Consider the following 22,769-nt stretch of genomic DNA (forward strand, 5'->3'; position numbering starts at 1 on the left):
TGCCTCCCCACGGAACAGGGGGCAGGGCGCGGCGGGGCCGCCTTCGTGCGGCTCGGGACGTCGGGTGTGAAGTCCACGGGGCACCGGGCCTGTTCGGCGAGGCGGCAGGGGCGCCGGGCGGCGGCGGGATGGGCGGACGCGGCGCCCCCGGCCGGCGGGACGGCGGTACGGTCCGTCAGCCGGGGTGCTTCTGGGTCGTTTGGGATGTTGTCAGACCGAGGACCTAGTCTGTGCACCGTGACTTCGCCTGCAACGACGGACAGCGTTCCGCCCCAGCTCAGCGCGGGGCCGCGCCCGGCACCGGGCCCGGCCGCCGACGAGGGACTGGCGCGGCGGCTGCGCGCGCTCGCCTGCACCGCGCCGCTGCACGACCTGGACGCCCGCAAGGCCAATCTGGCCGGCGAGTACTCGGTGTACGGCATGGCGGAGATCGCCCTCGCGGCCATCGATCTGGTCACCCTGAACATGGACTTCGACACGGGCGCCGACCACGACCAGATCGTCGCCCGGCTGATCCCGCGCATCGCCGCCCAGGCCCCGCAGCGCCCCGCCGCCGAGCACGAGCGGGTGGCCCGCTGGGTCCTGGAGAACCTCATCAACGTCGGCAGCGTCGACCGCGGCTTCCGCGCCGTCTACGGCGTCTTCGGACCCGACGGCACCTATGTCCGGCGGGACTACGACTTCAAGCTGATCGAGGAGGTCCCCGGCCCCGGCGGCGCGGTCTATCTGCGCACCACCGACGAGGCCGTCAACGTCCTCGTCGGCGCGCTGGACACCGATGTCACCAGCGCCCAGATCGCCGCCGAGGTCAAGCTGGAGGTGCTGATCAGCCGCGGCCGGCTCGCCGACGCCCAGCTCGCCGCCGAACAGGCCCGCTACCGCACCGTGCAGTACTCCGAGTCGCTGCGCCGCGCCCTGGAGGCGACCCGGCGCAACGTACGGGCCGTCGACTGGCTCAACGCCGTCCCCGACATGATCGCCGAGGCGCTGGATCACGTCGCCGACCGGTACCGCCACGAGAACGCGATCCTCACCAACATCCGCAAGGCCCGCGACGAGTCCGAGGACCCGGAGCACAAGCGCCGCGCCGCAGAGCTGGTGGACATCGTCAAGGACTGCATCCGGCGCCATACGCAGCTGCAGTCCAGGCTGCTGGAGGCCGGCCCGCTGTTCCGCGCCGAGCAGGACCGGCAGGCCTTCGCCGCGCCCGCCGCGGCATCCGGCACCGACCTGTACGGCCAGCTGCTCGCGCCCTCCTTGCCGCTGCCGGTGGAGCAGGCCGTCCGGGTCACCGACGCCTTCTTCACACACGGCACCGGACTGCGCACGCCGGTGTCGGTGCGGGTCGCCGACCTCGTCGACATACTGCTCACCCCGCCCGTGGAGCGGGAGCACCTCGGCGCCGAGATGCCCGAGCCGGACCTGATCGCCACGCCCGACGACAGCCGCTTCAGCGAGGAGCAGCTGGCCGCGGCCACCGAACTGCTGGACCTCCCGGCGGACGCCCCGCGCCGGCTCTCGGGACTGCTGGCGCAGGCCCGCCGCCAGGACCCCGAACTGCCCTACCTGGTGGCGCTGCTGGCCGTGCACGCGGCCAGCCCTCCGGTGGGCACGGCCGTCCGCCAGGGCGAGCGCAGGCTGCTGTTCGCCGTCGACGACGGCACCGAGCTGGACGACCCGGAGTTCGGCGGCGCCGACCTGATCGTGGGGACCGCCCTGCTGGACGCGACCGGACCGGAGGCCGCGTGACGCCGCCCGACACCGGCCGCCGCCGGAGCACCGGAGCCGGACCCGCCGTGCCGGCCGAGAGGGGCGGCCCCGCCGCCGTAGCAGAGTTCGAGGAGTTGCCGTCGTGAACGAGCAGGCCGACTGGAGCGAGGAAGACGCTCCCGCAGCGCCGGGAAGCGGTTCCGTCACGCCCGCCGACGCCGCCGACGCCGCGCGGCTCGTCGCCTTCGGGCTCCAGCCCAAGCTGCAGCCCGCCCGCGACCAGGAGTACGCGGACCTGCTGCGCCGCTACCGGGAGGACCCCTCCTTCGCCCGGATCGCGGACGCCGTGGCCACCGGGCTCGGGCTGATCGTGCTCGAGGTGTCGCCGCGCGCCGGCATGGCCGTCACCGCCGCCGAGGACTCGGTGTTCGCCGTTCGCATGGGCGACTACGCACGGCGCACCTCCGCCGACGGCGCCGACCGCTTCCTGCACGGACTGGCCCATCTCGCCGTCGCCGCCATGGCCTTCCCGCGTCCCGAGGACCTCGCCGACGACGGCTACATCGGCCGGGTCACCGTCAACGGCGTCGACGCCTTCGTCCGCCAGGCCTGCCGCCGGCTCGAGGAACGCGCGGCCGAGCAGGGCGAGAACACCGACCCGGTCAGCGACGCCCCCGGACTCGAGGCCGCCTGGCGGGTCTGGGCCAGACGCAGCGCCACCGGCGCCACCAAGGACGCCCGCAGGCTCGCCGGCTCCACCACCGGCATCGTCGCCAAGGCCGTCGGCTTTCTCACCGACTCCGGCTTCCTGCAGCGCACCGGCGACGACAACGGCGGCACCTACCGCACCACCGCCCGCTACCAGCTCCAGGTACGGGACATGGCCGGCAGCGCCGCCATGGCCGAGCTGCTGGAGCTGGGCGTCGTACCGGTCACCGACGGCACACCGACCCTGCTCCCGCCCGAGGACGGGGACGACCTGGACCTGGTCGCCGACGCCGGCCTGCCGTTCCACTCGACCTGACCCTTCCCACCGCCCGCCGAACACCCCCGTCTCACGAAGCCTCACGAGAGTCCGCCATGTACGAGCTGTCCCGGGTCCGCCTCTACTCCATCGGACCCGCCGGTGCGCGCTACGCCGACACCGTGCTTGACCTGCGCGGTGTGGGCGACCCGGTGCCCGACCCCGCGCCGACCCAGGCGGAGTTCTTCGAGGAGGAGCCCGTCGGCCCGCCGCGCCGCCCCGCGCCCGCCGGCGTCCTCTTCCTGGAGAACGGGGGCGGCAAGTCCGTCCTGCTCAAGCTGATCTTCTCGGTGATGCTGCCGGGCCACCGCAACACCCTCGGCGGCGCCAGCTCCGGAGTGCTGCGCAAGTTCCTGCTCGCCGACGACTGCGGCCATGTCGCCCTGGAGTGGCAGCACGTGCAGACCGGCGAGTGCGTCGTCGTCGGCAAGGTCAGCGAATGGCGGGGGCGGCAGATCTCCAACGACCCGCGCAAGTTCGCCGAGGCCTGGTACTCCTTCCGGCCGGGACCCGGACTCAACCTGGACAACCTGCCGGTCGCCGAGTCGACCGCGGTACGCCCGCCCGCCGAGGGCCAGTCCGGGGCGCGCGGCAGGCGGCGCACCATGAAGGGCTTCCGGGACGCCCTCGTCGAGGCCGGCCGCACCTACCCGCATCTGGAGGTGCACTGGGAGGAGATCCACGAACGCTGGACCGAGCACCTCGGCGACCTCGGCCTCGACCCCGAACTCTTCCGCTACCAGCGGGAGATGAACGCCGACGAGGGCGAGGCGGCCGGGCTCTTCGCGGTCAAGAAGGACTCCGACTTCACCGACCTGCTGCTGCGCGCGGTCACCGACACCCGCGACACCGACGGACTGGCCGACCTGGTCAGCGGCTTCGGCCACAAGCTGGGCCGGCGCGCCGAGCTGATCGCCGAACGCGACTTCACCGCAGGGTCGGTGGACCTGCTCGGCCGGATCGTCGAGGCAGCCGACGCGCGGCAGCGCGCCCGGGAGATCCACGCCGGCGCCGAGCGCCGCACCCGCACTCTGGCCCGCCGGCTCTCCGCCCGCGGCGCCCGGGAACGCCTCCGCGCCGCCGACCTCGCCCAGCGCGTCACCGCCGCCGCCCACGCGGTGACGCACGCCGAGGCCGGCCGGGAACGCAGCGCCCGGATCGCCGCCGAACTCGCCTACCGGCACGCCTCCCTGGCCCTGGCCGCCGCCGAGAAGGCCGCCGCCGCGCAGAAGCGGGAACTCGCCGACGCCCGCACGCTGTACGCGGCCTGGCAGGCCGCCGAGGCCGTGCTGCGCCACCGCGCCGCCGCCGACCGGGTGGCCAGGGTCAGCGCCGCCATCCAGGAGGCGGAACGGGACGCGGCGCCCGCACTGGCCGCCCGGGCCAGGGCCGCCACCGACCTGGTGCGCGCCCTGCACGCCGCCGCGCAGAACGCGGAGCACCTCGCCAACGAGCAGGAGGAGCGCTCCGCCGCCCTCCAGGAGGTCAGCGACGCCGCCTACCGCGACTCCACGGCCGCCGCCACCGAGGCCCAGCGGGCCCGCAGCGAGATCGGGCATCTGCGGCAGCGGCTCGCCGAGGTGGAGCAGGAGACCGCCGAGGCCGTCCGCGCGGGCTGGCTGGACGACAGCGCCCCGGACGCCGACCCGGCCCGCGCCGCGCTCGCCGCCAGCGACGCCGAGAAGACCACCGTCGCCGCCTGGGACGCCGCCCGGGAGGCCGCCCGCCGCACCGCCGAGCAGGCCCGCGAGGCCTCCGCCGCCGAGACCAGGGCAGAACTCACCGCCGCCCGCGCCGCCGACGCCGCCACCGCGGCCCGCCGCGCCTACGAGGCCGAGTACCGCACCGCCCAGGCGCTGGCCGAGGAGGAACGCCTGGCGGAGCTGCTCAACCTGCCCGGTGCGCCCCGCCCCGGGGTACCGGGACAGCGCAGCGACTCGCCCGAGACGGCCGACGGCACCGCCACCCCGCCCGCGGCCGCCCCCGGAGCCGGCAGAACCGCCCCGGCCGGTCCGGGGAACGGGCCGCTCAGCGCCGAGGACCTCGACCGGTTCGCCGACGAGCTGCGCGAACTCCTCGACGACGCCGTCTCCTCCGCCGAACGGCAGCTGTTCGACCTGCGCACCGCCGCCGCCGACGACGCCCGGATCCTCGGCGCCCTCGGTGACGGAGGTCTGCTGCCGCCCGGACCGGACGTGCTCGCCACGGTCGAGTTCCTCGGCGAGCACGGCATCCCCGCCCTGCCCGGCTGGCGCTACCTCGCCCAGGCCGTCGACCCCGCCGACCACGCCCGGGTGCTGGCCGCCCGGCCCGAACTGGTCGACGGCGTCATCATCACCGACCCGGACTCCCACGCCCGCGCCCGTGAGGCGCTCAGCGACGCCGCGCTGCTGCCCCGCTCCGCCGTCGCCGTGGGCACCGCCGCGGCGCTGCTCGCGCCCGCCCCCGCGGCGGACACCGGCAGCGGCGAGGTGTTCCTCGTCCCGCCGAACCCGGCCATGCACGACGAGCACGCCGCCGACGAGGAACGCCAGGCGCTGCGCGCCCGTGCCGCCGAGCGCGACGAGGAGATCCGCACGCTCGCCGCCCGGCTCGGCAAGGACCGGGAACTGGCCGCGCGGCTCGCCTCCTGGCGCACCGGCTGCCCCGCGGGACGGCTCGCCGAGCTGGCCCGCGCCGCCCACGACGCCCGCGTCTTCGCCGAGGAGGCCGAGGCCGAGCTGGCCGAGGCACGCACCCTCCGCGCGGAGGCCGAGGAGGCCGCCGCCGAGGCGGCCCGCGTCCGCGACGAACGGCAGGAGGCCGCGCAGAAGGCCCGGCGCGCCGCCGACGCCCTCGCCGGGCTCGCCTTCCGGCTGCGCGAACGCGCCGGCTGGCAGGCCCGGGTGCGCGAACTGGCCGACGAGGCCGCCGAGGCCGAAGCCCGCGCCCAGGAGTGCCTGGAACGTGCCCGCGCCGCGGACGAGGACCGCCGAGCCGCCCAGCGGGCCGCCGACGACGCCCGCCGCACCGCGCGGGCGCTGCGCGCCGAGCGTTCCGAGATCGCCGGCGCCCCCGACGACGTGCCCGAGGACGGTGCCGGCGCCGCGCCGGCCCCCCAGGCGTCGCTGCCCGCGCTGCGCGAGGCCTACCGGGCGGCCTCCCAGGTCTACGAGAAGGTCGGTGTCGGCGCCGACCTGCGCGCCGAGCAGGCCCGCGCGGAGAGCGACGAGAGCGCGGCCCGCGCCGAGCTCGACCGGCTCAGCAACAAGGTCCGCACCCGCGCCGAGCAGCTCCTCGCATCGCCCGACGGCGCCGACGGCCCCAGCCGGCAGGCCGCCGCCGCCCGGGCCGAGGAACTGGTGCAGCTCCTGGAGTCCCGTGCCTCCAGCGCCAGTGAGCAGCTCGGCCGGCTGCGCGGCGAGGCCGAGCGGCTCGCCCCCGAGGAGGGGGAGGCCCACACCGAGCTGCCTCAGGAGCTGGTCCCGAGCGACGCCGAGCACGCCCAGGCCCTGCTGCGCACCGCCACCGCCGAACTCGCCTCCCGCACCGAGGCCCTGCAGCAGGCCCGCGAGACGCACGCCGAACTCCTCGGGGCCCACCGGGCCGCCGAGGACGCGGCCGGTGCCTTCGACGAGATCGCCGCCCTGCTCCGCGACCTGCTGCGCGACAACGCCGCCGAGGAGGAGCAGGACGAGCCCGAACCGTACCCGGGCAGCCTGGAGGACGCCCGGCAGGCCGCCGCCGAGGCCCGGCGCTCGCTGCGCGGCTGCGCCGCCGACCTGTCGGCCGCCGAGTCCGCGGTACGGGAGGCCTGCGACGTGCTGGTCCGGCACGCCAACTCCACCCGCTACGAGCAGGTCCGCACCCCCGCCCGGCAGCAGATCCGCGAGCTGCCCGCCTCCGCGCTGCCCGAGCACGCCCGCCGCTGGGCGGAGGCCTTCGCGCCCCGGCTCAGGGTGCTCACCGACGAGCTGGAGCAGCTGGAACGCAACCGCGACTCGATCGTGGACCGGCTCCGCGGCCTCGTCGAGTCCGCCCTGGCGACGCTGCGCTCCGCCCAGCGCCTGTCCCGCCTGCCCGAGGGGCTCGGCGAGTGGTCCGGGCAGGAGTTCCTGCGCATCCGCTTCGAGGAGCCCGACCAGGCCACCCTCACCGAACGCCTCGGCGAAGTCATCGACGAGGCGACCCGCGCCGCCGTGAAGAAGAACTCCGATCTGCGGCGCGACGGCATGTCCCTGCTGCTGCGCGGAGTCGCCGCCGCCCTCCAGCCGAAGGGCGTCGCCGTCGAGATCCTCAAGCCGGACGCCGTCCTGCGAGCCGAACGCGTCCCCGTCGGCCAGATGGGCGACGTGTTCTCCGGCGGCCAGCTCCTCACCGCGGCGATCGCCCTGTACTGCACCATGGCGGCGCTGCGCTCCAACGACCGCGGACGCGACCGGCACCGGCATGCCGGGACGCTGTTCCTCGACAACCCCATCGGACGGGCCAACGCGACCTATCTGCTGGAGCTCCAGCGGGCCGTCGCGGACGCCCTCGGCGTGCAGCTGCTGTACACGACGGGCCTGTTCGACACCACCGCGCTCGCGGAGTTCCCCCTCGTCATCCGGCTGCGCAACGACGCCGACCTGCGGGCCGGGCTGAAGTACATCAGCGTGGAGGAGCATCTGCGGCCGGGCCTGCCCCAGCAGCCGCAGGCGGGGGAGGCCGTGCACAGCGAGATCACGGCCACCCGGATGTTCAAGCGCCCGGCACCGGCCGGACCGCAGGGGTAGGCACGCGGGCGCCCGGCATGCCAGGACGGTGGGACGGGCGCCGTACGGCTCTCGCCTCCGCAGGCTTCTGACGTGCCGTCAGGTCCGTCAGAAGCCGTACCCCATGCGGCGGGACAGCTCGGCCGCTGCCTCCGCGGCGCGCCCGCCCAGCTCGGGCAGGCGTGCCGCGCTCAGCCGGTACACCGGCCCCGAGACGCTGATCGCCGCGATGACCTCCCCGTCGTGCGAGCGGACCGGCGCAGCCACGGCCGCCAGCCCCAGCTCGAGCTCCTCCAGCGTGGAGCCGTAGCCGCGCCGCAGGGCCTCGTCCAGCTCGCCCTGCAGCACCGCCGCCCGGGTGATCGTGCGCTCCGTGAACCGCTCGAGCGGGCGGGCGAGCTGCTCCTCCCGCAGGGCCGGCGGCAGGTGAGCCAGCAGCACCTTCCCGCTGGCCGTGGCGTGCAGCGGAGTGCGGCGTCCCAGCCAGTCCTGCGCGGTGACCGCCGCCGTGCCACGGGCCTGCATGATGTTGACCGCCGCGTCGCCGTCGAGCACCGCGAGGTTCACCGTCTCACCCAGCTCGTCGGCCAGCTCCCGGCAGACCGGAACGCCCTCCTGGGAGATGTCCAGCCGCAGGGCCGCCGCTCCGGCGAGGCGCAGCACCCCCGCGCCCAGGTAGTACTTGCCGCGATCCTTGGACTGGGCCACCAGGCCCCGGTTCTCCAGGACTCCCAGCAGCCGGAAGGCCGTGGACTTGTGCACGCCCAGCTCGTCCGCGATCTCGGTGACGCCCGCCTCGCCGCGCCGGGCCAGGATCTCCAGCACGCTGACCGCGCGGTCCACCGACTGCACGGCGCTCGCCGCACCCTTGGCCTGCATGGCTCGCCCTCACCACCCGCCGGGCCGGTCCTGGCCTCGTCTCCGGGAACCGCCTGACGCGACCTCGCCCTGCCGGTTCTGTTGCGCATCACGCATCACTGCGCGTTGTCCGAAGAAACAGTACCGGGGTGGCTGGAAATCAACGGAAGGGAGAGGAAGGTCCGGCCGTGACGCAGAGGAGCGTCGGGCCGCAGCCGTCACAGGTGCGGTGGCCGGCCGCAGGGTCGTCACGAATGGGAGAGCTGGCCCGCTCCGCCGCCCCGGCGTATTCGGCCCCGCGCCCGCTCGGCGGCGCGCTCCTGGCGACGCGCCCGGCGCCGCTCGCGCCGCAGCGCACGCGCCGTGCTGCTCGGCTCGGACACCACGCCGTGGCGCTGGTTCCACACCTGGCGCGTCACCCAGACGTCCAGGACCGCCCAGGTCGCCACGATCGTGCTCACCACACTGCTGAGCACCATCGGGAACGCCAGCCACGAGCCGGCCAGGGTGCACAGGAACGCCACCATGGCCTGAATCAGGGTCACCGCGACGATGAGGACCGCCCGCACCGCCGCCGTCCGCACCGGGTCGGGCAGCCGGCGCCGCCGCGCGGGCTCCTCGACCCACAGGGGCCGGCGGAAGGTCTGCTCGCGGGCGTCCGGGAGCGCGCTCTCGTCCGGCTGTCCGGTGGCGCCGCCCTGCGATCCCGCGTCCGGCCGGACGCCGTCGCCGGCGTCCTTCAACCGCTCCGCCGCGGCAGCGCCCCGGCTCGGCTCCTCGGTGCGCGATCGCGTCGCCACCTGCATCGCCGCGGCGTCCTCGGGCGCCGTGCGCCGCTCAGCCGTGCCCATCACCGTGTCACTCCCCACCGCCGGCACACTCACCCGGGTCCGGAAGACCCGACTCCCCTCTGAGTGCCCGGCTTGCGCTGTTTTACGCCGTCCCGGTGCGTGATTCGGCTCCTGTGACCGATTCCGCCCCCATGTCTCACAGAGAAGGACGAACGGGGCGACCTCAAGATTCCCGGGCATGGAAACTTTCGGCCAACCGTCACCGCACCTCCGGGCCACCGTGTTACCCGCCGCGCAGGACGCCGGGACGCAATCTCCCGCAATGCCCGGACAACTCCGTATGTCTCGGCTCCCCCGCGCCAGTTCGTGCTCCGGACAGCCCTTCGAGTTAACTGTGGCTCGGTAGTAGGCTCGCGCCGTTTGTTGACGCACATGTGTACCCCCGGCCGGCCGGGGGGCCGAGCTGGGGGAGGCCATGCGCTTTCGCGGGAAGTCCATCCGCCGGAAGATCGTGGCGTTGCTGCTCGTGCCGCTGGTGTCCCTGACGACCATCTGGGCCTTCACCACGGTGCTCACCGGCCGCGAGGCGAGCCATCTGTTCGATGTGTCCTCGGTGATGGAAAAGGTCGGCTACCCCGTAGAGGACACCGTCCGCGTCCTGCAGCAGGAGCGCCGGCAGACGCTGGTCTACCTCGCCGATCCCCGCGCCTCCGACGGGCTCGCGGCGCTGCGCCGCAGCCGGGTCGCCACCGACAAGGCCGTCGGCAAGGTCCGGGCCAACGCCTCGGATCCGGAGGTGCGCGAAGCGCTCGGCGGGGACACCGACGAACTGGGCGCCGTTCTCGACTCGTTCAGCGGCATCGACTCCCTGCGGCGCAGCGTCGAGGACGGCACCGTCAACCGCTCGCAGGCCCTCGACCTCTACAACAAGCTGGTCGATCCCTGCTACGCCCTGCTCGCCAATCTGCACGTGGTCGACGAAGTGGCCCTGGACAAGGAGTACCGGGCGCTGGTCAACCTCGCCCGCGCCCGCGAACTCCTCTCCCGCGAGGACGCACTGCTCGGTTCCGCACTGATCGTCGGCAGGCTGTCCGCGGCCGAGGCCCGCGACGTCTCCGACCTCATGGCGCAGCGGACGATGCTGTACGAGGTCGCGCTGCCCGAACTGCCCGCCTCCGAACGCGAACGCTACGAGGCCTTCTGGAGCAACGCCGCCTCCGCTCCGCTGCGCGTCGGCGAGGAGGCCGTGGTCTCCTCCGGCGCCGGCGTGCCGCGCGGGATCACCGCCAAGAGCTGGGACACCGCCGCCGGCAAGGTCCTCTCCGAGCTCGGCACCCTCAACGACCAGGCCTCCGACCGCTATCAGGACCGGGTCCGCCCGGTCGCCATGGGCGTCATCACCCAGGCCGTGGTCGCCGGTGTGCTCGGCCTGATCGCCCTGCTGCTGTCCCTGTTCCTCTCCGTGCGCATCGGCCGCGGCCTCATCCGCGACCTGCGCCAGCTGCGCATGGAGGCCCACGAGGCGTCCGGGGTACGGCTGCCCAGCGTGATGCGCCGCCTGTCCGCCGGCGAACAGGTCGACGTGGAGACCGAGGTCCCGCGCCTGGAGTACGACAAGAACGAGCTGGGCGAGGTCGGCCAGGCCCTCAACACCCTGCAGCGCGCCGCGGTGGAGGCCGCCGTCAAACAGGCCGAACTGCGTGCCGGGGTCTCCGAGGTCTTCGTCAACCTCGCCCGCCGCAGCCAGGTGCTGCTGCACAAGCAGCTCACCCTGCTCGACGCCATGGAGCGCAGGACCGAGGACGCCCAGGAACTCGCCGACCTGTTCCGCCTGGACCATCTGACCACCCGGATGCGCCGCCACGCCGAGGGCCTGGTGATCCTCTCCGGCGCCGCGCCCTCCCGCCAGTGGCGCAAGCCCGTCCAGCTCATGGACGTCGTCCGCGCCGCCGTCGCCGAGGTCGAGGACTACGAGCGCATCGAGGTGCGCCGGCTGCCGCGGGTCGCCGTCACCGGGCCGGCGGTCGCCGACCTCACCCACCTGGTGGCGGAACTCCTGGAGAACGCCACCGTGTTCTCCCCACCGCACACCGCCGTCCAGGTCCTCGGCGAACGCGTCGCCAACGGCTTCACCCTGGAGATCCACGACCGGGGCCTGGGCATGACGGCCGAGGCGCTGCTGGACGCCAACCTGCGGCTCGCCGAGACCCCGGAGTTCGAACTGTCCGACACCGACCGGCTCGGCCTGTTCGTGGTCAGCCGGCTCGCCCAGCGGCAGAACGTCCGGGTGTCCCTGCAGCCGTCCCCCTACGGCGGGACCACCGCGGTCGTCTTCATCCCGGACGCGCTGCTGACCGACGACGTCCCGGACACCAACGGCGTCGGCTTCCGTCTCGACCGCCCCCAGCTCACCAAGGACAAGAAGCCGGAGGAGAGCCGCCGCACCGCGCTCTCCCAGGTGCCCGTCCAGCTGCCGGGGCTGCCCGCCTCCCTCCTCGACGGCCCGGTGGAGCTGGAGGCACCCGTCGACCTGGACGCGCTCGGCGACCTCGACGAGGTGCTCGGCGACGACGACAGCGCCGGCGGCGGCCTGTTCCGCCCGCACCGGTCGCATCCCGGGGACGGGGCGCCCGGCCGCCGCCGCGAGGCGCAGCCCCCGGTGACCGGCCCGCGGGACCCGGGGGACACCCCCGACGACGAGGTGCCCGCCCCGGTGCCGCTGCCCCGGCGCGGTACCCCGAAGCTGGTCAGCTCCCACGGACGTCCGGTCGGAGACGAGCGCACCCGGCGCGAGCCCGACGCGGCCGAGACCTCCAACACCTCCGCGCACACCGGTCTGGAGCCCGCGCCGCCGCGCGCCGCCCGGCGCAGGGGCGACCGGCGCGGCCAAGGCTGGGGCACCGGCGGTCCTGGCGGGCCGGAGCCGGTCTCGCCGCCCCCGTCCGGCGCCGACCGCTCCGCGACCGGTGGGGGAGAGGCGGAAGGGGACACCCCGCCGCCGCTGCCCTCGCGTCGCCGCGGAGCCACCGGAGCGGGACCTCGCGCGGTCGGACCGCCTGCCTCCGCCGCGTCCCGGCGCGACGCCGGCGGGTCCGCACCCCTGCCCGAACTGCCCCGCCGCGACCGCCGCCGCACGGACGAGCCGGACGACCCGGACGCCGTCCGGACGACACGCGACGCCCCCGCCGCGGCATCGGAGGCCACCTCCGCCCCGGCCGCCCCCGGGACCCGGGACGTCACGGCGGACTCCGGCCGCCACGCCGCGGACTCCGGGCGACCGGACGGCCCGGAATCCGGCACCGAACGGCTCGCGGCACTGCCCCGGCGCGTACGGCAGGCCAGCCTCGCCCCACAGCTCAGACACAGCGCCCCAGGCAACGACACGACCGCGCAGCCCGTCGAACGGGACGCGGAGGAAGTGCGCAGCCGCATGGCCTCGCTGCAGCGCGGCTGGCAGCGCGGCCGCGCAGAGAACGCCGCCGCCGACGACTCCGGCAGCGGCACGGCACCACGACGAACGACTAAGGGGGACGGTCGATGACCGCACCGAAGGCCACCGGCCACACCGCGACCGACAAGGGAGAGCTGAACTGGCTCCTCGACGACCTGGTGGACCGCGTCGCCAGCATCCGCAAGGCCATCGTGCTCTCCAGCGACGGTCTGCCCACGGGGGTCTCCAAGGACCTGACCCGGGAGGACAGCGAGCATCTGGCGGCCGTCGCCTCCGGCTTCCACAGCCTCGCCAAGGGCGTGGGCCGCCACTTCGAGGCCGGCAACGTACGCCAGACCGTCGTCGAGCTCGACGAGGCGTTCCTGTTCGTCACCGCCGCCGGCGACGGCAGCTGCCTCGCCGTCCTCGCGGACGCCGACTCGGACGTCGGCCAGGTCGCCTACGAGATGACCCTGCTGGTGAAGCGGGTCGGCGCACATCTGGGTGCCGCTCCGCGCACCGATCTGCCCTCCGGCGGGTAGTGAGATGACATGAGCGCTGACGGTCAGGGAAGAAGCCACTGGTTCGACGACGAGGCCGGACCGGTCGTCCGTCCGTACGCCATGACGCGCGGCCGCACCACCAGTGCGGTCCAGCACCGCCTCGACCTGATCGCGGTGGTCGTCACCGAACCGGACGCGGACGACCCGGAGACGGACCCCACGCTCGCTCCCGAGCACGTGGAGATCGTCGAGCTGTGCCGCCGCACTCCGCAGACGGTCGCCGAACTCTCCGCCGAGCTCGATCTGCCGGTCGGCGTGGTGCGCGTCCTCGTCGGAGACCTGGTGGACAGCGAATTCGTCCATGTGAACCGGCCGGTACCCCCGGCCGAGCTGCCGGACGAGAGTATTCTGCGCGACGTGATCAACGGCCTCCGGGCGCTGTGACCGGCGCGGAAGCGGGGTAGTGACGTGGCAGGCTGGCAGTTCTGGGTCGATCGGGGCGGCACCTTCACCGACATCGTCGCGCGGCGCCCCGACGGGCGGCTGCTCACCCACAAGCTGCTGTCGGACAACCCGAGCCGGTACGCCGACGCCGCCGTCGCCGGTGTCCGCGCCCTGCTCGGCGGCTCCGCCGGCGGCACGACCGACGGGACCGACGAGACCGGCAGCACCGCAAGCGGCGACGCCGGCGACGGCAGCGGCAGCATCGACAGCGTCGTCGACGTCGTCCGCATGGGCACCACCGTCGCCACCAACGCGCTCCTCGAGCGCAAGGGCGAACGCACCCTGCTGGTCATCACCCGCGGCTTCCGCGACGCGCTGCGCATCGGCTACCAGAACCGGCCGGCCATCTTCGCCCGCCGTATCGAGCTGCCCGAGCAGCTCTACGAGCGGGTCGTCGAGGTCGACGAGCGCATCGCCCCCGACGGCACCGTGCTGCGCGCCCCGGACCTGGACGCCCTCGCCGGGCCGCTGCGGCAGGCGTACGACGACGGCATCCGCGCCATCGCCGTGGTCTGCCTGCACAGCCACCTCCACCCCGCCCACGAACGGGCCATCGGCGAACTGGCCGCCCGCATCGGCTTCCCGCAGATCTCGCTGTCCAGCGAGGTCAGCCCGCTGATGAAACTCGTCCCGCGCGGCGACACCGCGGTCGTCGACGCCTATCTCTCGCCGGTGCTGCGCCGCTATGTCCGGCAGGTCGCCGACGAGCTCCGGGGCGTGCGGCTGATGTTCATGCAGTCCAACGGCGGACTCGCGGAGGCCGGTCAGTTCCGCGGGAAGGACGCCATCCTCTCCGGCCCGGCTGGCGGGATCGTCGGCATGGCCCGCCTGTCCCAGCTGGCCGGCTTCGACCGTGTCATCGGCTTCGACATGGGCGGCACCTCCACCGACGTGTCCCACTTCGACGGCGAGTACGAACGCGTCTTCGACACACAGATCGCGGGCGTCAGGCTGCGCGCCCCGATGCTGGACATCCACACCGTCGCCGCGGGCGGCGGCTCCATCCTGCACTTCGACGGCTCCCGCTACCGGGTCGGTCCCGACTCGGCCGGGGCCGACCCCGGCCCCGCCTGCTACCGCAACGGCGGCCCGCTCGCCCTCACCGACGCCAACGTCATGCTCGGCCGCATCCAGGCCGCCCACTTCCCGAAGGTGTTCGGGCCCGGAGGCGACCAGCCCCTGGACACCGAGCTGGTCCGCGAGCGCTTCACCGCCCTCGCCCGCGAGATCCGCGAGCAGACCGGCGACGACCGCACCCCCGAGCAGGTCGCCGAGGGCTATCTGCAGATCGCCGTCGCCAACATCGCGGCCGCGGTGAAGCGGATCTCGGTCCAGAAGGGCCACGACATCACCCGCTACGCCCTCACCACCTTCGGCGGCGCCGGAGGGCAGCACGCCTGCATGGTCGCCGACTCCCTCGGCATCCGCACCGTCCTGGTGCCGCCCATGGCCGGCGTGCTCTCCGCCCTCGGCATCGGCCTCGCCGACACCACCGCCATGCGGGAGCAGTCCGTCGAGGCACCCCTGGAAGCCGACGCCATGCCCGGCGTGCACAAGACCGCCGATGCCCTCGAGGCCGCCGCCCGCGACGAACTCCTCGCCGAGGACGTCCCCGCCGAGCGCATCGAGGTCACCCGCCGCGCCCAGCTCCGCTACGACGGCACCGACACCACCCTCACCGTCGAGCTCACCGACCCGGACACGATGCGCCGGGCCTTCGAGGAACGTCATCGCGCCACCTACTCCTTCACCCTCGACCGCCCGATCGTCGTCGAGGCCCTCTCCGTGGAAGCCACCGGCGTCACCGATCCCCCCGATCTCTCCGCCCTGTCCACCTGCACGGGCCGTCCGGCCGAACCCGTCACCGTCCGCCTGCACACCGGCGGAGCCTGGCGCGACGTCCCCCTGCACCGCCGAGAGGACCTCCCTCCCGGCCAGACCGTCACCGGACCCGCGATCATCGCCGAGGACGGGTCCACCACCGTCGTCGACGACGGCTGGCAGGCCGCGACCACCCGTCACGGGCATCTGGTCATGGAACGCGTGGCGGTCACGGAGAGTTCCGAACTCGACACGGACGTCGATCCGGTCCTCCTCGAGATCTTCAACAACCTCTTCATGTCCATCGCCGAACAGATGGGCGCCCGCCTGGAGTCCACCGCCCAGTCCGTCAACATCAAGGAGCGCCTGGACTTCTCCTGCGCGCTCTTCGACCCCGACGGAAACCTGGTGGCCAACGCCCCGCACATCCCCGTCCACCTGGGCTCCATGGGCACCAGCGTGAAAGAGGTCATCCGCCGCCGCGGCTCGTCCATGCGCCCCGGCGACACCTACGCCGTCAACGACCCGTACCACGGCGGCACCCATCTGCCCGACGTCACCGTGATCACCCCCGTCTTCGGCGACACCCCCGAGGGCGGCACGGAGAGTGACCGGACGGTCCTCTTCTACGTCGCCTCCCGCGGCCACCACGCCGAGATCGGCGGCATCGCCCCCGGCTCCATGCCGGCGAACAGCCGCACCATCGAGGAGGAGGGCGTCCTCTTCGACAACTGGCTGCTCGCCGAGAACGGCCGCTTCCGCGAGGAGGAGACCCTCCGCCTCCTCACCGAGGCGCCCCACCCCTCACGCAACCCGGCCACCAACCTCGCCGACCTGCGTGCCCAGATCGCCGCCAACCAGAAGGGCGTCGACGAAGTCGGCCGCATGATCGAGCACTTCGGCCTCGACGTCGTCCAGGCCTACATGAAGCACGTCCAGGACAACGCCGAGGAGGCCGTCCGGCGCGTCATCGACGCCCTCGACGACGGCGAGTACGCCTACGAGACCGACTCCGGCGCCGTCATCCGCGTCCGCGTCCGCGTGGACCGGGACAAGCGCAGCGCCACCATCGACTTCACCGGCACCTCCCCGCAGCTGGCCACCAACTTCAACGCGCCGTTCTCCGTCGTCAACGCGGCCGTCCTGTACGTCTTCCGCACCCTGGTCGCCGACGACATCCCGCTCAACGACGGCTGCCTGCGCCCCCTGCGGATCATCGTGCCGCCCGGCTCCATGCTGGCGCCCCGCCCGCCGGCCGCGGTCGTCGCGGGCAACGTGGAGACCTCCCAGGCCATCACCGGCGCCCTCTACGCGGCGCTCGGCGTCCAGGCCGAGGGCTCCGGCACCATGAACAACGTCACCTTCGGCAACGCCCGCCACCAGTACTACGAGACCGTTGCCTCCGGTTCCGGCGCGGGCGACGGCTTCCATGGCGCCCCCGTGGTGCAGACGCACATGACCAACTCCCGGCTCACCGACCCCGAGGTCCTGGAGTGGCGGCTGCCCGTCCGGCTCGAGGAGTTCTCGGTGCGCCGGGGCAGCGGCGGCGCGGGACGCTGGCGCGGCGGCGACGGGGCGGTGCGCCGCATCCGCTTCCTGGAGCCCATGACCGTCTCCACCCTGTCCCAGCACCGCAGGGTCGCGCCCTACGGCATGGCGGGCGGCGAACCCGGAGCGCTCGGCGCCAACCGGATCCACCGGGCGGACGGCACCGTCACCGAACTCGCCGGAAGCGACTCGGCCGAGGTGGGCCCCGGCGACGTACTCGTCATCGAAACCCCCGGCGGCGGGGGCTACGGCCCGCCGCCCGACCCCCATCACGCAGGAGAAGAGATCGATGATCTTCGGGCGTTCTGAGCGCGGCAAGCCCCCGGTCGAGCCCGTCACGCTCAAGATCCTGGTGGCCGGCGGCTTCGGCGTGGGCAAGACCACGCTGGTGGGTGCGGTCAGCGAGATCAGGCCGCTGCGCACCGAGGAACTGCTCACCGAGGCGGGGCGCCCGGTCGACGACCTCAGCGGTGTGGAGGCCAAGCACACCACCACCGTCGCCATGGACTTCGGACGCATCTCCCTGCGCGAGGACCTGGTGCTGTATCTCTTCGGCACACCCGGCCAGGAGCGCTTCTGGTTCATGTGGGACGAGCTGTCCGAGGGCGCACTCGGCGCGGTCGTGCTCGCCGACACCCGCCGCCTGCAGGACTGTTTCGCCGCCGTCGACTACTTCGAACGGCGGGCCATACCCTTCCTGGTCGGCGTCAACTGCTTCGAAGGCGCCCCGCGTTATCCCGTCGAGGACGTCCGGCGGGCCCTCGACCTCGACGACCACGTGCCCCTGCTGCTGTGCGACGCCCGGGACCGCGAGTCGGTCAAGGAGGTCCTCATCGGTGTCGTGGAGCACGCCATGCGGCAGGCGGCCCGGCACCGCGAGGCGCTCACCACCTGAGGCTCACCGCCCCCTGAAGGGCGCCGACCGAAAGGGCGCCGCCCGAACGGCACCGCCGACCGAACGACGCCGCGCCCCCGGCCGCCACCTCGCCTCGGCGCTCCGCGCATGCGGGCGGCCCGCACTCCCGCCGACCGGAGTGCGAGCCGCGGTCCGCTGCGACGTGCCGGCGCGGCCGTGTTCCGGCCCCGGCTCAGTCGTCGTCGTCCTCCACCCAGCCGAAGCTGCGCTCCACCGCCTTGCGCCAGTTGTGGAACTCCCGGTCCCGCACCGACGCGTCCATGGCCGGCGTCCACTCGGCGTCCTTCTGCCAGTGCGACGTCAGCTCGTCCAGGTCGTTCCACACGCCCGTGGCCAGGCCGGCGGCATAGGCGGCGCCCAGGCAGGTCGTCTCCGACACCTTCGGCCGGATCACCGGCACGCCGAGCACGTCTGCCTGATGCTGCATCAGCAGGTTGTTCTTGGTCATGCCGCCGTCGACCTTCAGGGTGGTGATCTGCACCCCGGAGTCCTGGTACATGGCGTCCACGACCTCACGCGTCTGCCAGCTGGTCGCCTCCAGCACCGCACGCGCCAGATGCGCCTTGGTCACGTACCGGGTGAGACCGGTGATCACACCGCGTGCGTCGGAACGCCAATAGGGGGCGAACAGCCCCGAGAACGCGGGCACGATGTACGCCCCGCCGTTGTCCTCGACACTCGCCGCCAGCGGCTCGATCTCGTCGGCGGTGCGGATGATGCCGAGCTGGTCGCGGAACCACTGCACCAGTGCGCCGGTGATGGCGATCGAGCCCTCCAGGCAGTAGACCGGGGCCTCGTCGCCGATCTTGTAGCCCATCGTGGTCAGCAGACCGCTCTTGGACGGCACCGGCCGGTTGCCGGTGTTGAGCAGCAGGAAGCTGCCCGTGCCGTAGGTGTTCTTCGCGGTGCCCACGTCGTAGCAGGCCTGCCCGAACACCGCCGCCTGCTGGTCGCCCAGCGCGGACGCCACCGGCACGCCGCTCAGCTGGCCCACGGCGGTGCCGTACACCTCGGCGGACGACCGGATCTCCGGCAGCATCGCCTCGGGCACGTTCATCGCCGAGAGGATGGACGGGTCCCACTGGAGCGTCTCCAGGTTCATCAGCATGGTCCGGCCGGCGTTGGTCACATCGGTGACATGGCGTCCGCCGTCGGTGCCGCCGGTCAGATTCCAGATGAGCCAGGAGTCGATGGTGCCGAAGGCGATCTCGCCGTTCTCGGCGCGGGCCCTGAGCCCGGGCACGTTGTCCAGCAGCCAGGCCGCCTTGGGTCCGGAGAAGTAGCTGGCCAGCGGCAGGCCGGTCTGCTCGCGGAAACGGTCCTGCCCGTCCGAGCCGCCCAGCTGGTTGCACAGGGCGGCCGTGCGGGTGTCCTGCCAGACGATGGCGTTGTGCACGGGTTTGCCGGTGGCGCGGTCCCACAGCACGGTGGTCTCGCGCTGGTTGGTGATGCCGAGCGCGCTGAGCTGGTCGGCGCGCAGCCCGGCCTTGGCGAGCGCCCCGGCGACCACGGCCTGGACCTTGGACCAGATCTCGGTGGCGTCGTGCTCCACCCATCCCGGCTTGGGGAAGATCTGGCGGTGCTCGCGCTGGTCGACGGCCACGATCGCGCCGTCCTGGTTGAAGATGATGCAGCGGCTGGAAGTGGTGCCCTGATCGATCGCGGCGACGAACTTGTCCGTCATGACGTCCCCTTCGTCGGTTGGTGCTGAAGTCTGCGGTCCGTTCCGTGCCGTTCCCTACCGTTTCGTATCGGACGGTTGTGTGCGAGCACCGCCATCGGCTGAGGGGGCGGCGGGTACGCCGGCGCCCGGGCCCGCGGGCGTGGCTCAGAAGGCGGCGTTGAAGAGCAGCCCGGACAGACCGGCGCCGATCATCGGCCCGACCACCGGCACCCAGGCGTACCCCCAGTCCGAGGTGCCCTTGTTGGGGATCGGCAGCAGCGAGTGCACGATGCGCGGGCCCAGGTCACGGGCGGGGTTGATGGCGTATCCGGTGGGACCGCCGAGGGACAGGCCGATGCCGACCACCAGGAACGAGACGATCAGGATCGCGGTGCCCGACTCGCCGAGCCCCTTGGTGAGACCGAACGCCAGGATCGGCAGCACCAGGGCGCTGGTCGCGATGATCTCGGTGACGAGGTTGGCGACGGGCTGGCGGATGGTCGGGGAGGTGGAGAAGATTCCCAGCGTGGGCTGGGCGATGTCCTCCTCGGCGTTGGCCCGGAACTGCGCGTAGTAGACCAACCAGCACAGGACGGCGCCCAGCATGGCGCCCACCATCTGCCCGGCGACATAGATGTGGAACTGGTCCCAGTCCCCGGTGTCGATCGCGATGCCCAGGGTGACGGCGGGGTTGAGGTGTCCGCCGGACAGCGGCGCCGCGGTGTACGCCCCGGCCATCACGCCGAAGCCCCAGCCGAACGCGATGACCACCCAGCCGGCGTCCTTCGCCTTGGAGTAGTTCAGGACGACCGCCGCGACGACACCGGCACCGAAGAGGATGAGGATCGCTGTGCCGATGATCTCGCCGACGAATACATCTGCATTGCTCATGGCGACTCCTAGGCCCTGGCCCGGGACCAGCGGCCCCCGGACCTCACGTGCAGGGTGCGTTTCCCATGGCTACGTCGGCCGAAGGCAGGGAGAACCCGCACCCCGCCCGGCGACCGTGACGAGCGTGCCGTCGCAGCCGAATCGCCCGTGGGGAGTGGGCCTTGACGCACGAGGGCCCCAGCAGCGGCGTGCCGGAAAACCGCCGAGATGTACGGCGATGTCGACTGACACCGGAAGTGTTCCCCGGCGCCCGGAGGGCGTCAAGGAGGCCGACCGGATCGATTGCAGGGTGCCTTCCCGGCCATCGGTCAAACGATGCCGGCGACCCGGGAACGATCGCCGGGGAGTTCCGCCCGTACGTCCGTGGCACCGGACCGTTGCGCGAAAACCGCAGGACACGTCCGGTGCGGTCGTGGGACACGTCCGGTGCGACCGCGGGACACGTCCGGTCCGGTCCCGGGGCTGCGGACAGCGGCAGTGCACGCAGGCGGGCAGGGCCCGATGCGTACGTACACCGACGGGGCCGACACGGCTGGCGGCGATCCCCTTTCGGCGCCCGACCCCGCTCAGCGCACGACGACCACCGCCGAACCGTGGCCGAACAGCCCCTGGCTCGCGCTGATGCCGACCCGCGCCCCGGCCACCTGCCGGGCACCGGCCGCGCCCCTCAGCTGCCAGGTCAGCCCGCACACCTGGGTGGCGGCCTGCGCCGGGACCGCCTCGCCGAAGGAAGCCGGACCGCCGCTCATGTTCACGGGCGTGCGCCCGCCGACCGCCGTCGCCCCGGTCCGCAGCAACGTGACCGCCTCGCCCGGGCCGCACAGCCCCAGGTCCTCGTACCACTGCAGCTCCAGAGCGGTCGACAGGTCGTGGGCCTCGGCCGGCGACAGGTCCTCGGGACCGAGGCCCGCCTGCTCGCACGCGGCCCGCGCGATGGACTTCCGGAAGGTGACCGGGTCGGGCCGCCGCGGCGGAGTCGGTGGCCATGTCCGGCAGGTCCAGCACCGTGTCCGGGCAGCGCGGCGTCACCGTGGGCACCGCCCGGATCCGCACCGGGTCCGTGACACCGCGCCGCCGCGCGAACTCCAGGCCGGTCCCGACCAGCGCCGTCCCGCCGTCGGAGGTCGCGCAGATGTCGAGCAACCGCAGGGGGTCGGCGACCACGGCGGGGCGGCGACCTCCCGCGCGGTGACCCGCCTGCGGTAGCGCGTGTTCGGGTTGAGCGCGCCCATGGCCGCGTTCTTCACCTTGACCTGTGCCAAGTCCGCCAACGTGTCGCCGTGCACGGCCAGCGCCGCCGGGCGTACGGCCCGAACCAGGCGGGGTTGGTGGCGCCGAGGACGCGGAACCGCAGCCAGTCCGGGCCGTCGGGCCGGTCCCCGCCGGCCGGAAGAACCCCTCGGGCGCCGCGTCGGCGCCGGCCACCAGCACGACGTCGGCCAGCCCCGCCAGGATCGGCGCCCGCGCGGTGTCGATCGCCTGGGCCCCGGACGCACACGTCGCGTAGACGCTGGTGATCCTGGCTCCCCGCCAGCCCGGCGCCCTGGCGAAGGTCGCTCCGGCGGCATACCCCGGACAGCCGCCGCGCACGGTGTCCGCGCCGACGACCGAGCCGGCCTCCCGCCAGTCCGGCCCGGCGTCGGCCGGCGCGGCACGGGCCGCCGCCACTCCGTACTCCCGGAAGGGCCGTCCTGCTTGCCCCGGATGTGCCGCTCCGCTCCGAGCACCGCCACGTCGCCGCCGGTCACCCCGTCACCCCCGTCGGCCGCCAGTTCCACGTCGTCCGAACCGTCGCGGTCCCTGCGCCGTGCGGGCTGCCGTCGTACTCGTCGTCCACGTACAGGATTCCGGGGACGACCTCCACCGCCATGCCCACCGCCGGATCGGCGACGGTGACGCCGGGGGCCGCTGGCCCAGCACCACCATCCGCTCGGCCTCCAGTTCCGCCGCGATCACCGGGCCCGGCTCCCAGGGCACGTCCGGTTCGCTCACATACGGTGCCGGGGGCCGGTACCGGCAGTCCGTGTACGACCAGATCCGCCCGCGCCGCGACAGGGCGACCGTCACCAGGCCCTCCGCCCCGCAGCGGGTTCCGGCAGAGCCCGCCCACGGGCGGGAAGAAGACGGATCCGCGGGCGGAACAGCGCGTGCCCAGCAGCCGGAAGCCGCTCCCGGCCGCCCCTCCGGCGCTCCCGTCGCCCTGCTCGGTGAACCACCCCTCGACGACCGGCCGACGCGTCTGTGCCATGGCTCCTCCCGAGGTCTCTCCCGAGAGAACCGACTTGGTGCCGATGCAGAACTGACGATGAATCAGATATGAGGATGCGTCAGAAGTGTGCCAGGTGCGGCCCGCCCGCGACAGGTCCTTCCCCGGCCG

The 22,769-nt window shown here is 73.7% G+C and carries 12 protein-coding genes and 2 pseudogenes; 8 read left to right on the forward strand and 6 right to left on the reverse strand.

Features of this window, described 5'->3' with window-relative positions; all coding sequences use genetic code 11:
- The first annotated feature begins 237 nt into the window (after positions 1 to 237).
- From HCJ93_RS02960 to HCJ93_RS02970, 3 genes are all read left to right on the forward strand, one after another.
- Positions 238 to 1,749 (forward strand): hypothetical protein, encoded by a 1,512-nt coding sequence (locus HCJ93_RS02960; RefSeq protein ID WP_167990796.1) that lies wholly within the window; start codon positions 238 to 240, stop codon positions 1,747 to 1,749.
- 103 nt (positions 1,750 to 1,852) lie between these two features.
- Positions 1,853 to 2,734: a hypothetical protein gene (locus HCJ93_RS02965; protein WP_167990798.1), complete on the forward strand. Its 882-nt coding sequence runs from the start codon at positions 1,853 to 1,855 to the stop codon at positions 2,732 to 2,734.
- Positions 2,735 to 2,790: 56 nt separating this feature from the next.
- Positions 2,791 to 7,488 carry a coiled-coil domain-containing protein gene (locus HCJ93_RS02970; RefSeq protein WP_167990799.1) on the forward strand — a complete coding sequence of 1,566 codons (4,698 nt, stop codon included), beginning with the start codon at positions 2,791 to 2,793 and terminating at the stop codon, positions 7,486 to 7,488.
- A gap of 87 nt (positions 7,489 to 7,575) precedes the next feature.
- Here HCJ93_RS02970 and HCJ93_RS02975 read toward each other — a convergent pair whose 3' ends face one another.
- On the reverse strand, positions 7,576 to 8,346 hold the full coding sequence (locus HCJ93_RS02975; protein ID WP_206316715.1) for an IclR family transcriptional regulator: 771 nt from the start codon (positions 8,344 to 8,346) through the stop codon (positions 7,576 to 7,578).
- Positions 8,347 to 8,573: 227 nt separating this feature from the next.
- The gene (locus tag HCJ93_RS02980) at positions 8,574 to 9,176 is read right to left on the reverse strand and encodes a hypothetical protein (protein ID WP_167990841.1); all 603 of its coding nucleotides are present in this window, start codon (positions 9,174 to 9,176) and stop codon (positions 8,574 to 8,576) included.
- Positions 9,177 to 9,591: 415 nt separating this feature from the next.
- Here HCJ93_RS02980 and HCJ93_RS02985 point away from each other — a divergent pair, with 415 nt between their 5' ends.
- The 5 genes from HCJ93_RS02985 to HCJ93_RS03005 are packed head-to-tail and all read left to right on the forward strand — an operon-like array spanning position 9,592 to position 17,817.
- Complete coding sequence (locus HCJ93_RS02985) at positions 9,592 to 12,657, forward strand: nitrate- and nitrite sensing domain-containing protein (RefSeq protein WP_167990801.1); 3,066 nt, start codon at positions 9,592 to 9,594, stop codon at positions 12,655 to 12,657.
- Positions 12,654 to 13,088 (forward strand): roadblock/LC7 domain-containing protein, encoded by a 435-nt coding sequence (locus HCJ93_RS02990; protein ID WP_167990803.1) that lies wholly within the window; start codon positions 12,654 to 12,656, stop codon positions 13,086 to 13,088. The genes HCJ93_RS02985 and HCJ93_RS02990 overlap by 4 nt, the downstream gene beginning before the upstream one ends.
- A gap of 9 nt (positions 13,089 to 13,097) precedes the next feature.
- Positions 13,098 to 13,493: a DUF742 domain-containing protein gene (locus tag HCJ93_RS02995; RefSeq protein ID WP_167990804.1), complete on the forward strand. Its 396-nt coding sequence runs from the start codon at positions 13,098 to 13,100 to the stop codon at positions 13,491 to 13,493.
- Positions 13,494 to 13,517: 24 nt separating this feature from the next.
- Positions 13,518 to 17,231 carry a hydantoinase B/oxoprolinase family protein gene (locus tag HCJ93_RS03000; RefSeq protein WP_167990806.1) on the forward strand — a complete coding sequence of 1,238 codons (3,714 nt, stop codon included), beginning with the start codon at positions 13,518 to 13,520 and terminating at the stop codon, positions 17,229 to 17,231.
- Positions 17,212 to 17,817, forward strand: coding sequence for a GTP-binding protein (locus tag HCJ93_RS03005; RefSeq protein WP_167990809.1), 606 nt, complete (start codon positions 17,212 to 17,214; stop codon positions 17,815 to 17,817). Before HCJ93_RS03000 ends, HCJ93_RS03005 begins: the two co-directional genes overlap by 20 nt.
- Before the next feature lie 193 nt (positions 17,818 to 18,010).
- On the opposite strand, the gene glpK is transcribed toward HCJ93_RS03005, so the two are convergent.
- The 4 genes and pseudogenes from glpK to HCJ93_RS29240 all read right to left on the reverse strand — a co-directional run bounded on the left by glpK (position 18,011) and on the right by HCJ93_RS29240 (position 22,640).
- On the reverse strand, positions 18,011 to 19,522 hold the full coding sequence (glpK, locus tag HCJ93_RS03010) for a glycerol kinase GlpK (protein WP_167990811.1): 1,512 nt from the start codon (positions 19,520 to 19,522) through the stop codon (positions 18,011 to 18,013).
- Positions 19,523 to 19,666: 144 nt separating this feature from the next.
- Positions 19,667 to 20,392, reverse strand: a complete 726-nt coding sequence (locus HCJ93_RS03015; RefSeq protein ID WP_167990812.1) for an MIP/aquaporin family protein — start codon at positions 20,390 to 20,392, stop codon at positions 19,667 to 19,669.
- A 566-nt stretch (positions 20,393 to 20,958) separates the two neighbouring features.
- A pseudogene (locus tag HCJ93_RS29110) lies at positions 20,959 to 22,164 on the reverse strand (lipid-transfer protein).
- Positions 22,137 to 22,640 (reverse strand): annotated as a pseudogene (locus tag HCJ93_RS29240) (Zn-ribbon domain-containing OB-fold protein). Before HCJ93_RS29240 ends, HCJ93_RS29110 begins: the two co-directional pseudogenes overlap by 28 nt.
- Between the last annotated feature and the right edge of the window lie 129 nt (positions 22,641 to 22,769).

It is taken from the genome of Streptomyces composti (assembly GCF_012034205.1).
GTDB classification, from domain to species: domain Bacteria; phylum Actinomycetota; class Actinomycetes; order Streptomycetales; family Streptomycetaceae; genus Streptomyces; species Streptomyces composti.